12 protein-coding genes are annotated in these 15,950 nt (G+C 52.4%); 9 read left to right on the top strand and 3 right to left on the bottom strand.

The genetic code is table 11. The annotated features are described in order from the left end of the window. The first annotated feature begins 39 nt into the window (after positions 1–39). From OLX08_RS07860 to OLX08_RS07840, 5 genes are all read left to right on the top strand, one after another. The gene (locus OLX08_RS07860) at positions 40–3,222 is read left to right on the top strand and encodes an Ig-like domain-containing protein (RefSeq protein WP_391480773.1); all 3,183 of its coding nucleotides are present in this window, start codon (positions 40–42) and stop codon (positions 3,220–3,222) included. Positions 3,223–3,297: 75 nt separating this feature from the next. After that, the gene (locus OLX08_RS07855; protein ID WP_391480771.1) at positions 3,298–4,608 is read left to right on the top strand and encodes a TolC family protein; all 1,311 of its coding nucleotides are present in this window, start codon (positions 3,298–3,300) and stop codon (positions 4,606–4,608) included. Then, positions 4,605–6,854: an ATP-binding cassette domain-containing protein gene (locus tag OLX08_RS07850; RefSeq protein ID WP_391480769.1), complete on the top strand. Its 2,250-nt coding sequence runs from the start codon at positions 4,605–4,607 to the stop codon at positions 6,852–6,854. The genes OLX08_RS07855 and OLX08_RS07850 overlap by 4 nt, the downstream gene beginning before the upstream one ends. Continuing rightward, a complete protein-coding gene (locus tag OLX08_RS07845; protein ID WP_391480768.1) occupies positions 6,854–8,023 on the top strand; it encodes an HlyD family type I secretion periplasmic adaptor subunit in 1,170 nt (389 codons plus the stop codon). The genes OLX08_RS07850 and OLX08_RS07845 overlap by 1 nt, the downstream gene beginning before the upstream one ends. An 83-nt stretch (positions 8,024–8,106) precedes the next feature. Beyond that, positions 8,107–8,604 (top strand): L,D-transpeptidase family protein, encoded by a 498-nt coding sequence (locus tag OLX08_RS07840; RefSeq protein WP_391480766.1) that lies wholly within the window; start codon positions 8,107–8,109, stop codon positions 8,602–8,604. Here OLX08_RS07840 and OLX08_RS07835 read toward each other — a convergent pair. Next, on the bottom strand, positions 8,596–9,144 hold the full coding sequence (locus OLX08_RS07835; RefSeq protein ID WP_391480765.1) for a CAP domain-containing protein: 549 nt from the start codon (positions 9,142–9,144) through the stop codon (positions 8,596–8,598). The two genes, OLX08_RS07840 and OLX08_RS07835, sit on opposite strands and share 9 nt — an antisense overlap. Before the next feature lie 159 nt (positions 9,145–9,303). On the opposite strand from OLX08_RS07835, the gene OLX08_RS07830 reads away from it, so the two are divergent. The 3 genes from OLX08_RS07830 (at position 9,304) to OLX08_RS07820 (ending at position 13,244) form a co-directional block, all read left to right on the top strand. After that, positions 9,304–9,888 carry a L,D-transpeptidase gene (locus OLX08_RS07830; protein ID WP_048598533.1) on the top strand — a complete coding sequence of 195 codons (585 nt, stop codon included), beginning with the start codon at positions 9,304–9,306 and terminating at the stop codon, positions 9,886–9,888. A gap of 162 nt (positions 9,889–10,050) precedes the next feature. Next, entirely contained in the window at positions 10,051–12,375 is a 2,325-nt protein-coding gene (locus OLX08_RS07825) for a calcium-binding protein (RefSeq protein WP_391480763.1), read from the top strand. Between the two features lie 86 nt (positions 12,376–12,461). Then, positions 12,462–13,244 (top strand): hypothetical protein, encoded by a 783-nt coding sequence (locus OLX08_RS07820; protein ID WP_391480762.1) that lies wholly within the window; start codon positions 12,462–12,464, stop codon positions 13,242–13,244. A gap of 19 nt (positions 13,245–13,263) precedes the next feature. Here OLX08_RS07820 and hemH read toward each other — a convergent pair whose 3' ends face one another. Next, positions 13,264–14,334, bottom strand: a complete 1,071-nt coding sequence (gene hemH / locus OLX08_RS07815) for a ferrochelatase (RefSeq protein WP_391480761.1) — start codon at positions 14,332–14,334, stop codon at positions 13,264–13,266. A 60-nt stretch (positions 14,335–14,394) separates the two neighbouring features. Further along, positions 14,395–15,210, bottom strand: coding sequence for an SAM-dependent methyltransferase (locus OLX08_RS07810; protein WP_412535642.1), 816 nt, complete (start codon positions 15,208–15,210; stop codon positions 14,395–14,397). On the opposite strand from OLX08_RS07810, the gene OLX08_RS07805 reads away from it, so the two are divergent. After that, on the top strand, positions 15,163–15,948 hold the full coding sequence (locus OLX08_RS07805; RefSeq protein WP_391483210.1) for a ComF family protein: 786 nt from the start codon (positions 15,163–15,165) through the stop codon (positions 15,946–15,948). The genes OLX08_RS07810 and OLX08_RS07805 overlap by 48 nt on opposite strands. The last annotated feature ends 2 nt before the right edge of the window (positions 15,949–15,950 follow it).

Raw genomic sequence — 15,950 nt, 5'->3', positions numbered from 1 at the left:
GGCGCCAAAAGCCGTAACTTTTGAGGCGGAGTAGTAACCATGTCAGCGATTAGGTTCGTTGTCCGTGATGGCACGGGCAATTTACAGCGCGGAACCGTTCTGGAGAACGGCGATACCGCAGCTCTCAATATCGGCAGCAGCCAAGATATTTCACTGAATTTAAGGCGATCCGAAGTTGCTAGCTTTGACCGGCAAGGGAGTGACTTGGTTGTTACATTGACGGACGGCAGCGTTCTTACGCTTGGCGGATACTTCGTTGAGGCAGGCGCCGTTTCTAATCAACTGTTTCTAGGCGACGATGGCTTCCTCACAGAGGTGCAGATTTCCGAGCAAGGTGGGGATCTGATTTCAGCATATTATTCCGAGGCAGAAGCCTTTGGAAAGTGGAGTGCTGATGACGCACTTTTCTTCACACGCGGTGACAACGTCGATTTTGCAATTGCCGATGCAATCGTAACAGAGCCGGAGGCGGGTATGCTTGGTACCGCCCTTCTGACGGGTCTTGGTGGGATCGGCGCGACTGGTGCTGGTGCTGCGGTGGCTGGCGGCGCCGCGCTGTTGGTCGGTGGTGGCGGAGGAGGTGGTGGAGACAACACGCCACCTGACGCCTCAATTACAGCGGGCACAGTCTCTGTTGGGCATACGGTCAATGCGGTTGATCATGGCGACGGCGTTGATGTTTCCGGCGTTGGTGAGCCTGGTGCAGCGCTTCAGGTTACGGTTGACGGCAACACCCGCGAGACAATTGTGGCTGAGAACGGCACATGGACCGTCACATATGAGGAAGGTGTTCTGGAGGGCGGTGAGTATACGCTACCAGTTTCCATCTTGGCTACGGATGAAGCAGGTAACACTGCAACCTCAACGGACACCCTTCATATTGACACCTTGGCGCACGTCACGCTTGAGACTGAGACAGTTGAGCAAGATGGTGTCGTAAGCGCTGCAGAAGCCAATGACGGCATTACCATCACTGGAACGACTGAGATTGGCTCAACAGTTTCAGTGCAAATGGGTTCTGTGACGCACATGGCGACTGTTGCCGATGACGGTACATGGACTGCTGTTTTTGCCGCGTCAGAAATTCCCGCTGGCGAGTATGAAGCAACCGTGGTCGCGACGGCTACCGACCCATACGGAAATACTGCATCAACCACATCCACATTGGATATTGATACGATCACATCTGTGGCGATCACATCGACTCAGGTTGAGGGTGAGAATGTAGTTAACGGTGCTGAGCGGAACGATGGCGTTGTACTGACTGGTACTGCCGCGCCCGGATCAAGCGTGAGTGTGGCGATTGGTGATGCAACCTACGATGCCCCTGTAGCGAACGATGGCACCTGGAGCGTAACATACCCCGCAACCGACTTCCCCAACGGTGAGTATGAGTTGACGGCAATCGCGACAGCTACTGACGCGGTCGGTAACGTGGTAACTGCAAGCCATACGTTTGACGTGGATACATATGTAAACGACCTCACCAAAACAGGTGGTCCCGTTGGTGGTGATGGTGTCATCAACATTGCTGAGGCCGCGGAAGGCGTTTCCCTGACTGGGACGGTTGAGCCTGGATCAACGGTTCAGGTGACGCTTGGCGCAGTCACTTTGCCTGCAGTTGTACAGCCGAATGGCGATTGGTCTGTGGCTTTCAATGGTGCACAGATCCCTACCGGTGAAACACCTACAACACTGACGATTGATGCAACTGATGCGGCTCAAAATACGACTTCAATTAGCGAGACTGTTCAGATTGACCGTGATGCGGGTTTCCTGACGTTGAGTGCGGATCCAATCGAAGGCGATGACGTCATCAACTTTAACGAGGCCAGTGACGGTGTGGTGCTGCATGGCACCGCCACACCTGGGGCTGTTGTGAATGTTACCCTCGGCGGGGTTGAGCACACGGCTGTTTCAGATGTGAACGGCAATTGGACCACGACATATCTGCCAACCGAAGTAGCCGGTGGAACGTACCCGTCCTCTATCACTGCCACCACAACTGACAGCGCTGGCAATACTTTGTCTGTGGCTGACAGTGTGCGCGTTGATACGGTGGTTGATAATCTGGGCATCCAGCAACCAATCGAAGGTGATAACATCATCAGCCAGTCTGACGCAGCAAACGGAGTTCTGATCTCTGGCACGTCCGAAGTTGGATCAACTGTGGTTGTTGCGTTTGGCACATCGTCTCTTACCACGGTTGCAGACGGTAACGGTAATTGGAACGTGACTTTCCCCGCGTCTGCTGTTCCCGCCGCCGAGATCGCCTCTACGGCTGTTACAGCTACTGCCACTGATCTTGCTGGCAACGTACGCGATGTATCTGCCAACGTGCGCATCGATACGATCGTTAGCAACATGTCCATTTCCGGCACTGCGGTTGAGGGCGACAATGCTGTTAACGCAAGTGAATATTCAGACGGTGTTGTGCTGAACGGCACGACTGAAATTGGCTCAACTGTGTCCGTCGCCATTAACGGTGTGTCGCAACAGGCAACTGTTGCACCAAACGGCGATTGGAGCATTTCGTTTGATCCCGCCACTTTGCCCCTTGGTGATTATACTGCGAACGTTGTCGTTACAGCGACTGATGCAGTTGGCAACGTGAAGTCGCTTAACACGTCGTTTGATGTAGACACGCAGGCACCCGATGCGCCTTTGATCCGGTCATTTGATAAAGATGCTCGTGACGGTGTTGTTGAAATTGGTACCGAGACCACAACTGACACGTTTACCATTACTGAAATTACCGCAGGCGGTAGCGCCAATAATGTGACATTTACTCAAACCGAGAACACATTGCGTGACCGGACAGACTTTGAGTTTACTCACGGTGTGCCGGATGGCTCACAGTTGGTGGTTACGGCGGATGATGCATCAGGAAATTCAAATTCAACGTTGTTTGTGTTGGACGATGTTGCGACCGATATTGTGGATCTCAATGTGGCTGCACTTGGCCAATTTGATATCGGTTCTATCAATCTGTCGCTGGCTGAGGACTCACAACTCACGATTACAGCCGATGATCTTGAAAGCCTATCTTCAAATTCCAACACAGTGCGCATCAACGGCGGCAGTGACGATACGGTCAACATCCAAGGCGCCGTTCGTGCGAACACAACCGAGACAATCAATGGCCAAACCTTTGATGTGTATTCTCTCGGTAACGAGGGTGGCAGCCTCGTTATTAACGAAGACATTAACGTTATTATCTAAACCCGTGACGGGCGCAGTGATTACTTGATCTGCGCCCTTTCGGGGCAAGGTTTACGAGTGCGTGGAGACTAAGTGGTGACTTTCAACATCCCCAAAAGACCAATAATCGCGGCAGGTATTGCCGTGGTTGTGTTGTCTGGATGTGTGAACCCGCTTCCCGAAGTCACACGTGGAACCAAAGCGTTGTTTTCACCTAAAACTAATAGCGCTGATGCGGCGCAATCGTCATCAAGTAAGATCATCACAACGCTTCAATCGCGCCAGAGTGTTCTGCCAAAAAACAGCCCGTTTTCTGAGATCAGCGATGGTGTGCTGGCAGCAAATGCACGCACAGCCGAGGCTGAGCTGCGTGCGGCCAAATTACGGTCGCAGGCGCGCTCCAAGAATTGGCTACCCACGATTGGTCCGTCTGTATCGCTGACATCTTTGGGTGGTGTTGTGGCAAGTCTGCTGGTCGAACAGGTTCTTTTCGATAATGGAAAGAAAAAGGCCGAACGCGCGTTTGCTGCTGCTGATGTTGAGGTCGCTGCAGTAAATTTGGCGATAGATACCAATAACCGCGTTTACACAGGTCTCGATCTATATCTGACCGCACAAAGTGCCAAAGCCCGCGCGCGTGTGGGCAAATCTGCGGTAGAGCGGATGGTGAAATTTGAGTGGGTGATGAGCGAACGGGTGCGTGGTGGTGTGTCAAACCGCGCTGATCTTCAGGTCATTCAACAAAAAGCAGCCGAGATCCGCTCTGCCTATGCGCAGGATGTCGAGGAGGCGAACACTGCTTTAGCTGAACTTGCCGCAATGTCTGCAACCTCTATCCATGATGTGATGGGTATCTCCGATATTCCGGTTCTGAACGATAGTGCCGAGCCGCTGTTGGTCATGCGCGCGCATGCCGAGAAAGACCGCGCAATTGCCGAGGCCACCGCGGCCCGTGCTGGTTTGTTGCCGGGGCTGACGCTTAGTGGTTCTGTCGGCAGTGACGGGTCGCGCGGCGCAGGTGTTTCAGCTGGGGCTGAAAATGGGATCGGCTTTGGGTTGGGTTCTGATCTGAAGGCAATTGATGCACAGCGGGACGCGGCGAAGCGACAAGTTGCCCAAGCCGTAGAGGATAGCAACCGCCGCCTCGCCAAGCTTGAGCAACAGCTCATCTCGGTTCAGCGTCAGCAATCACAGAGCCAGTCTTTGCTAGATGGTGCGAATGCGAACCTTGATTTGTTTGAGCAGCAATATGATGCGGGTCAGCGGCCCGTGATGGATGTGATCAACGTTTACGAGGCGAAAATCCGCAGTGAGCGGGCACACGTTACCCATCAATTCGAGGTCGCTCGCATTCAATTGGAAATCGCCAAAGAACTTGGTTTGTTGGCAGACGGAGAAGAGATTTGACCGGACCTGTTCTTGCCTTTGATATCAACGCCCGAAAAGACGGTAAGCTGCAAAAAGTGACCCGCAGCACCAAAGCGGATGCGCAGACAGAGCCTACGCCCAATATTGATGTCACGCCCGCTGTTGATCCCTTTGCAGAGAAACTGAGATCACGGGCGCAGCTTGCAAGTGTTTATGCGGGTATTTTGGGCGTGGAGGCAGTTACCTCTGACGTTCTTGAGGCGATGGTTTCAGATGCAGATCATAATACTGGCGAAGTAACGGCAGGCGATATGGCGCGCGGGCTAAAGCAGGCGGGCCTCACCACTGAGGTGGCGACTGTGAATGTCTGTACGGCAGATCACTGGCCAGCCATTGCAATGATGACGAGCGGCCAGTTTGTTTTGGTGCTGCAGCAAAGCCAAGATACTCTAACGATTTACGACATCACATGTTCAGACAATCGCGCAGAGGTCCCTCTAGAGGAGTTTGAAAGCGTCTTTACAGGCATCATTGTGCGCGGTGAGGTGCGCCTTCAACAGCTTGCCACGAAGCATGCTGCTAAGTCTGCGCGCGCGCATTGGTTCTGGGGCGAATTTCCAAAATATAAGCGTCAACTAATTGAGGTTGGCGTGGGCTCTTTCGTGGCAAATATCTTGGCCGTGTCAGTCGCGCTGTTTTCGCTTCAGGTGTATGACCGCGTCATTCCCCATCAATCCACGGCAACGCTTTGGGTGCTTTTTGTTGGCGCTGGCTTGGCGCTTTTGATGGAAGCATTTCTAAAGATTGCACGGGCGCGACTGCTTGATTCAGCGGGCCGTCAGATTGAGCTTTCAGTTCAAAATGTGCTGATGCAGCGCGTGTTGGGTATGAAAGCCGGTAAGGGCGCGTCCCCTTCATCTCTTTACAATGCCATGCGCGAGTTCGGTTCTGTTCGCGAGTTTTTTACAGCCTCAACCATTGGCAGCCTGACGGATATTCCGTTTGTATTTGTTTTTCTTGCGCTGGTTTGGTCGATCGCAGGTGACTTGGTTTGGGTCCTTGTTGCCGGTGGCGCATTGATGGTGATCCCCGGGTTCTTCTTTCAGAAACGCATGATCAAGCTGACGCAAGAGACACAAGGCGCTAGCGCCAAGGCAAGCCGGTTATTGCACGAAGCGATTTACGAAGCGGACACCGTAAAAGCACAGCGCGGCGAAGAGCGTTTCCGCCGCGTCTGGACCGAGTTGATGACGCTTTCTAGCTTGAAATCATCAGAGCAACGCAAGCTGGCAAGTACGCTCACTTTTTGGAGCCAAGGCGTACAGCAAGCGACTTATGTCGCGGCGGTCGTGGTCGGCACGTATATGGTTTTTGCCGGACAGTTCACAGTTGGGTCCATCATTGCTGTTGGTATTCTCACAAGCCGTACACTTGCACCCCTTACTCAATTTGCAGGCACTATGGCGCGTTGGACAAACGTGAAAGCTGCTCTGGATGGTCTTGATGACGTGGCTGACGCAGAGCAGGAACTTAACGAGGATAGAACATACCTTCGCCGTGAAATGATGGAGGGTACGTTTGAGTTGCGCGACCTGAAATTCCAGTACGATGTAGACGGCGCGCCAACACTTGATGTGGCTGCAGTGAAAATCCTGCCGGGACAGACTGTGGCGGTGTTAGGAAGCAACGGTTCTGGGAAGTCGACTTTGCTTAAGTTGATTTCAGGGCTCTATGCGCCCACTGACGGTCGGGTTCTTTTGGACGGTGTGGACATGAACCAAGTGCACCCCAAGGATATCCGTCGCAATGTGGGTTACCTGTCTCAGGATGTGCGGCTTTTCGCAGGAACACTGCGCGATAACCTGAACTTGAACATGCTTGAGCGTGACGATGACCGCTTAATGCAGGCGCTTGAGTTTGCGGGGCTTGGAGAACATGTCAAAAACCACCCCAAGGGTTTGGATCTGGTGATCCACGATGGGGGTGAGGGCCTTTCGATTGGCCAGCGTCAGTCCATCGGCTGGGCGCGGATTTGGCTGCAAGATCCCAAAATTGTGCTGCTCGACGAGCCGACAGCTGCGCTTGATCAAGGACTTGAGGGTGCACTTGTTGAACGGCTGAAGGGCTGGCTTACAGGGCGCACCGCGATCATTGCCACACACAGGGTTCCGATCCTTGCGCTTACAGAGCGGACTTTGATTTTGCAGCATGGTCGCCTCACGGTTGATGGGCCACGCGAACAAGTTCTTAACCATCTTGCTCAAACCAAAAAGAAGGTAAGCTGATGGCAACTATTGACGCAGATTTGAACGAAACAATGCGTGGGCCAAGCATTATCATCTGGCTCGTTGCAGCAACATTGGCGGTGTTCATTGGCTGGGCCGCGTTTGCGTGGATTGATGAGATTGTGCGCGCGGATGGTGAGGTCGTCAGCAGTTCGCGTCCTCAGATCATTCAGAACCTTGAAGGCGGCATCCTGTCAGAGATGCTGGTGAGCCAAGGCGATACGGTTCAGCCGGGGCAAGTGCTTGCCACACTTTATGCTACGCGGTTTCAAACGGCGGTCGATGATCTGCAAGAACAGATTGACGCGCTTGAGGTTCGCCGTCTGCGCCTTGAGGCAGAAGTTGCTGGCGCGTTTGATTTTGACGTTGCTGCTGATCTTGCTGCGCGGCAGCCTGAGATGGTCGCCTCCGAGCAAGCGCTTTTGAACGCCAGGCAAAGCGATTATGTCAGCCGAACCCAAGGCGCGCGAAACGTGTTAGCGCAGGCCGCTAAGGAACGTGAGCTACTCGAGAATTTGCTTGAACGTAAAATCGTCTCTTTGATTGAAGTTACCCGCGCCCGCAAAGCCCACGGTGACGCCGAGATCAAATACAATGAAATCGTTACGCAAGCTGAGCTGGAGCGCGCTGGGCAGTATTCAGACACATTGAAAGAAATTGCGACGTTGCGGCAAAACTTGAAAGTTGCCCAAGATCAACTGGAACGAACGATCATTAAGTCCCCAATGCGTGGCGTGGTGAATAACCTCAGCATTACGACGATCGGTGGCGTTGTGCGGCCTGGCGAGGAGATATTTCAGATCATCCCACTTGATGAAGAGTTGTTCGTTGAGGCGCGCGTGCGGCCCGAGGACATCGCCAACATCAAGCGGGGGCAAGACGCGACCATAAAGCTTTCTGCCTATGACTACACGATCTATGGAAGTCTGAAGGGGCAGGTTCAGTTTATCTCGGCGGACACGTTTAAGGATGACAGAAAGCCAGACGGTGATCCGCATTACAAAGTGACGCTTCAGGTTGATCTTGCTAATCTGAACGACCGGCAAGCATACATTGAGATCCGGCCCGGGATGCAGGCGCAAGTAGAGCTTCATACGGGCGAAAAGACTGTGTTGCAGTATCTTTTGAAGCCTTTGTATAAATCGCGTGAGGCGTTTCGCGAGCCATAGGCCGTAGTCAGTAATGTCTTTGTGATAGTAGCGTTTTGCAGTAAATGTGCCGAAAGACAGTGAAAAACTGAGGGCAGGTATTGATGCAACGGCGAACACTTCTCCTTGGGCTTATGGGCCTTGGGCTTGCGGGATGCGGTCTTATGGGCGCGCCTAAAGCCTACCGCGGTCCTAAGGTTACTCAGATTACGGTGTCAAAATCACGCCGCAAAATGTGGCTGATGCAAAATAAGCGCATTCTGCGCCGCTATAATATTGGTCTTGGGTTTGCGCCCGAAGGTCATAAAAAGGCCGAAGGTGATGGTCGGACACCTGAGGGGACGTACTTCATCGACCGACGCAATCCCAATAGTGCGTATCATCTGTCTCTGGGTATTTCATATCCGAATGCAAACGACATGGCTGTCGCCAAGGCAGCAGGGGTTGAACCGGGTGGGGACATTTTCATCCATGGTCGCGGCCCGCGCTTTCAAAGGGCGCGAGGGGATTGGACATGGGGATGTATAGCCGTAACAGATCGTGAGATGACGGAAATCTACTCAATGGTCCAAACTGGAACGCCAATTGTGATTTTACCCTAAGGGCAGCGGCTCTTGGGGTGTTGCGGCAGCCTCACCTAAAACCAACGTCCACCAGATTTTGCCATTTGGTTCCTGAAACCACGCAAAACCCATTTCAGTTGCATCGGTATTCAGAATAACACGGCGTGTGCCTTCTTCTTCCATCCATGCGGCCAATGTCTCTAGCTCGGTCTCATAAGTTTCCGAGATTGCCTCACCTATGAATGCACCAGAGTATCCAGCGCGTGCGACGCGGTCTAATGGGGACGACCCGTCAGAGCCAAAGTGCCACGGTCGGTTTTGCACCGACATATCGCGCGCATGCGTGGCTGCTGCTGCCGTCAACTCAGCGCTCAATTCGATTGGTCCTGCCCCGGACGCTTGGCGCAGTGCATTTACTGAATCCAGCGTGCGGAACTGGATTTTGGCAGTATCGCGTTCGCGGATTTTATAGAGTTTTGGCCGAGGCTTTCCATCGATTGCCAGCTGTCCTGACGTAATCGGGGTACAAGCCGCTAATGAAAGCGCAACTGTCAGCGAAAGAAGAATGGGACGGATCATATCAATTAAAACCTCAAACCTTTCCCAACCTGTAAACCAACACCGTTGTAGATCAAACCCAGATTGGAAAAATCGTGGCGATCTAACGCTTGTTTGATTTGCTAGTGCGGCTTTCAGGCAATAATTATGTGTCAGATGGTTTTACCAGGAGCGATATTGATGAGCGACACTTTTAAATTGAGCCGCCGCGCGTTTGTCGGCGCTGCCGCGACGTCATTGGCCAGCCCAGCATTGGCCTTGGATGAGGAAATTGAAGTTGAGCGTGACATCTCTGAAGTTGTTCGTCGCAATATCTCAAGTTTTCGTGCGCTTGAGTGGCAGCCTTACTTTAGCAACCTTAAGAATGGCGCCGTGCTTGTAGATGTGACGTCTCGTGCGCTGCATTATTGGTCCGAGGACGAGAGTGTTTATAAACTCTACCCTACCAGTGTGCCGCTTTCAGATGATTTGACCCGTCTAGGGCGTACGCGGATCACGCAAAAAGTAGATGGCCCAAGCTGGCGTCCAACGCCTTCGATGAAAGAGCGTAACCCCGAATGGCCCGACTTCATTGGCCCCGGTCCGGACAATCCGCTCGGGACCCATGCGCTGTACCTGAGTTGGACATATTACCGCATCCACGGCACTCATGACACGCGCAAGATTGGGCGCAGGTCATCGAACGGTTGCATTGGTCTTTATAATGAACACGTCCAAGAGCTGTTTGATTTGACCAAAGTGGGTACTCAGGTTTTGCTCATTTAGAGATAAGTCTTTATAAAATCTTAGCTAACGGCGTTCTGCAGGCCGCCGTTTTTTATTGTCCAATTTCCGCCACAAACTGATCACTCAATTGCCTAGTTGCGCTGAAGCTGCGTTAACCCTGCGCGGTTAGCTTGCCAATAGGGTAATAGGTGGGTGAGTTTTATGTTGAGCTTGAGTTTTCAGGTTCGCCACGTTTGGGGCGAGCCAAATGAAGATATGCGGCCGCGCGATTTGGCAGTCTTTGCTAATCAGGCAGGTACATATCTGGGCGTTTTTGGCTTTCAAAATGATTGGTACGAGACTGTCTCGCTTGATGGCGGTGGCTTTGATATTGATGCGGAGCCAATTGTAGCCAATGCGCCGGACATCGCGTTAAATTTTGGAACACAATCAGTAACCGCAGGCGGTGCGCCAATCAGTTGGGCTTCTGGCGGCCTGAACAGCACCGACCTGTCTCATGCAAATTACGCGGTCAATTATACTGTCAGCCAAAACGAAAGCGGCCTGTCGCTGCTTGCTGGGGGGTATGGGGTCAGCGGTCTGCATCAGTTTTCAGTGGACGATGATACCACAACTGCCACGAGCACGGATAATGTTGCCAGCGATCATGCATATGGCAGCAATATCTCAAGCATCGTTGAATTTACCCTTGATGGTCGTGATTTTATCCTCACGGGGTCTGCGTCTGGTGGTGTGATTTTACTGGAAAGAACCCTGTCTGGGGACATAGGCGTTATCGATAGCCTTGGCGCGGTCGAGGGGCTTGGGTTTGGCGCCATTGTTGATGTGCAGGTGATTGAATTAGGCGAACAGCATATTGCACTTGTCACAACGGATCACGGCGCGCTGGCGACCCTTAGCATTTCGACTAATGCGCTGAACTTACTGGATTTTGTGATTGATACGAGCGAGACACGCTTGAATAACGCCGCTGCTGTAGAGACTTTCTACCACGAAGGTCAGGTCTTCATTCTGGTGGGCGGCGCTGATGCGGGGATTTCGTTGCTAAGCGTCATGGGTGACGGGCGGTTGCTGTCGCTGGGTCAATTCGCGGACACGGCTGAGGCATCTCTTGGTACGATCAATGAGATCGAGGTGATGAAAACGTCCAGCACGCTTCGTGTGTTTGTAAGTAGTGACACAATTAATGGCGTTGCGGAGCTTACGTTGCCCCTTTCTTTGCTACCGAATGCCACGCCGGTTATTGAGGGCACTATACAAGGAACTCCACAGAGTGACCTTCTTATTGCAGGTGATGAGCCGTCTGTCATTTATGGCAACGGTGGTGGTGACCTGTTTGTTGATGGTGCCTACAATGACGTTCTTTACGGCGGTGACAGTGCGGATCGGTTCATCCTAACATCTGACGGCCGCACAGATACGATCCGTGATTTCGATCTGATTGAGGATCGGCTTGATTTGTCTGCTTGGGGGTCGATCTATTCGTTTGACCAGATGGAAGTGAAGGGCCGATCAGACGGGTTTCGCCTTACCTACGGTTCAGAGGTTTTGGTTGTCGTTACTGGTACGCGCGCGGGCGCCAATGACATTGCTCACATTCTGGACACAAGTCTATCGCGGCCCACGGTTAATCTGATCGAAGGCGGGTCTGGGGACGGAAGTCTGATGTTCTTCTCATCGACTGAAACGACAATCTTCGAGGCAAGCCAACCCAATGCAAGCTTTATTGGAGGCACGGGGTTGGATGTGATTAGTTTTGCTGGGCTTGAGCAAGTGACCGTATCGCTCGACAATCCATCGCTTAACTCAGTCAACATTACGGGTCAGTCGTATCAAAGTATTGAAGGTGTCTTGGGGTCAGCAGGCGATGATATGATTTTGGGTGATAGCACCGCCAACAGCCTGTCGGGCGGTGATGGCGATGACATACTTTCGGGTGGTGGTGGTCGCGATATTCTCGAGGGCAATACGGGAAATGACAGCATTTTTGATACAAACGGTGGGGCGCAAATGCAGGGCGGTATCGGGAATGATTTTCTGCTCGCTTTAAGTGGTGCCAATCAGTTGATTGATGGTGACGTGGCAAGTCGTGTTCAAAACGCGGATACGCTGCTTGGTGGTTACGGCAATGATACCCTTGAAGGCGGCGCGGGTGACGACATTCTGGTGGGTGATTTTGGTGCGTTTTTGTACTGGGGTGACGACACATTGGAAGGTGGCCGTGGCGATGACATTCTGAATGGTGGTTACGGTGCTGACGTATTTGTGTTCCACCCAATGCATGGCAATGATGTGATTGGGCATACTTCTCTCACGGATCAGGCTGTGGTGATTGGTGCAGATTTTGATGTGGGGATTGATCGCTTAGAATTGACTGGGTTTGATGGTATTTCATCCCGCCAGTCAGCGCTTGATCAGTTCTATACCAACTCAAATGGTCACGCGGAATTCTCGCTTGAGGGCACTACGATTGAATTGTGGGGGGTTGGCCTTGATGCTTTGTCCGTTGGTGATTTGTGGGTGTGATTAGGCGTTTATTAAACCTGCTGTGATCTATGGCACCCATGTTTTTTAAGTTTGTGTGCAGGGCGGTAGTTGCCGCATTATTTATTGTGACATTAATCGCAAGCGGCGGTGGTGGCGGTGCAACGACGGGCGGTGGACCGGTTGTGGTTAATCCTCCTGTTGATCCACCGGACCCGCCTGACCCTACGCCCAATCCAGATGTGATTGTTTCTGTCGCAACCTTGGGTCTTGATAGCCTGTCTCTTGAAACTGCTCTGGGTCAAACGGAAGCGAATTTGACTAACAGAAGTCTGATCATTGATCAGATCAGCGTCGGCTTGATTGAAAACGCGTTGGGTTTGGGTCTGCAGCACGTTTTCCCGGTCTCGCCGGTTGGAGGGAATGTGAAGCTTGCTGTGCGGGCCTCTGCTAATTCTGCGGTTCCAATAGTTCCGACTGTTTATGAGGGCACTGCGATTGCTCAGGTCACAGACGGTACCGCAACTTACGCTGTCACAATGGACGCACGTACGACCTTACGTTTTATTGGTGGCGCTGGCCGCGCTGATGTCCTTGCCGATAGTGTCCGTACAGGTGGCGCTACAATCGGCCAATCGGGGGCGGCGAATTATAATCCTACGGGCGCAGAGATGATCGAAATTACAGGCATTGAATTAAGCGGCCCCACGTTGGTGAATGGTACGCAAACAGATGCCTCGGCAATTGGATTTGGCACGTCGGGAGCCGGCAACATTCTTGCAGGCAGCACTCAAATTTCAGTCACTGCCGTTCTAGCGGGGCCTTTAGCTGACGAAATCGCAGGGGTAGGCGGTGCATCAGGCCCTCTGGGAGAGGTCCTGATCACTTGGTCAGGTGCGCAGCTAGACTAATCGCTGGCACGCAGGGCGTTTATACCCAACCTTTTAGGTTGTCGTCGATTGTGTTGCAGAGCGCAGCAATGTGAGCATCATCATCATTAAGGCACGGAATATAGAGGAAGTCGTGACCACCAGCCTCTTCAAAACTCTCAAAGATTTCCTCGTTGATCTCTTCAAGCGTTTCAATGCAATCAGCTGAGAATGCAGGCGCACAAACTGCAATATTTGTTTTGCCCTTTTCCGCAAGCCGCGCGACTTCCTCGACGGTGTAAGGTTGAAGCCACTCTTCCGGCCCGAATTTAGATTGGAATGTTGTGATGATCTGCGTGTCATCCCAGCCTAAACGTTCTTTCAAAAGGCGCGTCGTTTTTTGACATTGGCAGTGATACGGATCACCCTCCATCAGGTACCGCTGCGGCACACCATGATAGCTACACACCAATATTTCGGGGCGCTTTTCGGCGTTGGCGTAGGCAGTCTCAATCGACTGGGCTAGCGCTTCAATGTAATCCGGACGCTCATAATACGCCGGCACCGTGCGCACGGTTGGCTGCCATTTTTCTTTCATCAAAACACGGAAGAATTCGTCATTTGCGGTGGCTGATGTTGCTCCGGCGTAGTGTGGATACAGCGGGAAAAACAAAATTTTCTGACATCCGGCTTCGATCATTGCGCGGACCTTGGATTTTGTAGACGGATTTCCGTAGCGCATACAAAAATCGACCATGACGTCATCGCCATAGGTCTCTTGCATCTGCGCTTTTATCTTAGCGGTTTGTTTTTTTGTGATCGTCATCAAAGGGCTCTCGCCCTCGTCGTGGTTCCAGATCGATTTATACGCTTCACCGCTAGAAAATGGACGCTTTGTTAAAATGATCAGTTGCAAAAGCGGCTGCCAAAGCCATGGGCTGTAATCAATGACACGCCGATCGGACAGAAACTCGTTCAAATACCGGCGCATCGACCAGTAGTCGTAATTGTCCGGTGTGCCCAGATTGGCGACCAAAACCCCAATCTTAGCAGGCTTCACCTTTGGGTGATCGCTTGGTGCGTGAACGGGGCAGATAGCCTCGTCGCTCGTATTCGTTTTCGCGTCAAACATCATCTAAAGTCCGTAGGTATAAGTGCGTTAAGTTGCCAGATAACTGGAAATCGCTTCAGGTCAATCTTTTGGGTCATCAGGAATACGCAGAGCATCTGCTAATTTCATCTTTGCCGAGCCGGGTTTGAGGGGTTGCTGTTGGCTTGCATCAGGCACCCAACCGGCCAAGAAAATGATTTCGAATGTTGCGATCAGCCTTTTGCCGTCAGAGAAATTCTGGCGATAAACAGTCTCTAACGCGTCGAAAACGGATTTTGGCGTGGGCTTTTTGGTACGTGCGGTAAGCGCGTTGCTTTCCCCCATTTTTCGCAGATCGATCATCAGAGCAGTCGTGTCGCTGTAACTCACAGGCAGCGTCAAAGTGTCCGCAACCGGAAGCGCCAAGCCCGCTCTTTGAAGCAGCGCACCGTAGTCGCGCACTTCACCCATGGGCACAACGCGTGGTGACAGCCCGCCCATCACTCTGCTTTCAGCCTTGGCGATAGCACTTCGTAACTCGTTTAGGGTCTGGCCACCAAAACAAGCGGCTAAAAACAATCCATCAGGCTTGAGCGCATTTCGACACTGCACAATTTGCCCGACAGGATCATTCGCCCAATGAAGATCCATTGCGTGAACGATCAGATCGTAGCCGTTGTCCGTAAATCGCAGTGTATCATCAGGGTGGATGACGTCCGCCCCCTTCACAATATTCGCCCATAGGTCCGGCCACGATGTGACCACAGCTGTTTTCGTAAACGACTTCTTAACCCCAAGCAGTCTTTCTGAAATTTCATCGAATGCTTCTCGCTGCAAAAACATCCCATCGGGGGTCCGACGGTTTTTGTGATGCAGGTGCAGGGTGTGCGTATCTGTAAGGGGCGGTTGTTGTGTCATGCTGCTCATGTAGTCAGGAAAGTTATAATGCAAAACCCACTTCGGCTGATCTATCCTCATCATTGCCTAACTTGCGACACCTTGACCGGCGGGCCTGACGCGCTTTGTGGGGATTGTTGGGGTGAGGTTTCTTTTTTGAATGGCAGTGTCTGTGGAAAATGTGGCGCCCAAGTGATGAGCGAAGTCGATGGTATGCAGTGCGACGATTGCTTGCACGCGCCAAGACCGTGGAGTGCTGGCCGGTCCGTGTTTCATTACAGCGGTTTTGGTCGCCGGATGGTGCTTGGCATTAAACACGGTGATCGTCTTGATCTTGTTCGGCCTGCTGCAAAATGGATGGCGCAGCATGCCAGACCGCTTAGGCGTGATAATATGCTGGTCGTGCCAATACCGCTTCATTGGTCGCGTCTTTTTGGTCGGCGCTACAATCAGTCTGCTGAGCTGGCTCGCGGGATAGCGCAACAGATGGGGTTGCAATACGGTCCAGATATTTTGCAGCGGCCTAAACGGACACCGATGCTAGAGGGTAAAACCCGCGATGATCGACTAAACATTTTAAGCGGCGCGATAACGGTCAATCCAAAACGCGCCTTAAATATCGTTCAGCGACCAATTTTGTTAGTAGATGACGTAATGACCACAGGTGCCACGCTTGCGGAGGCGGCAAACGCGCTGGCATCTTCACGTGCTGGCGAGGTGTTCGTCATCACACTAGCGCGCGCGGGAAAAGATACTTAACT

The organism is Nereida ignava (assembly GCF_047114695.1).
Classification (GTDB): Bacteria; Pseudomonadota; Alphaproteobacteria; order Rhodobacterales; family Rhodobacteraceae; genus Nereida; species Nereida ignava.
The sequence above is the reverse complement of the archived record's forward strand: the minus strand, read 5'-3'. Positions and strand labels throughout refer to the sequence as shown.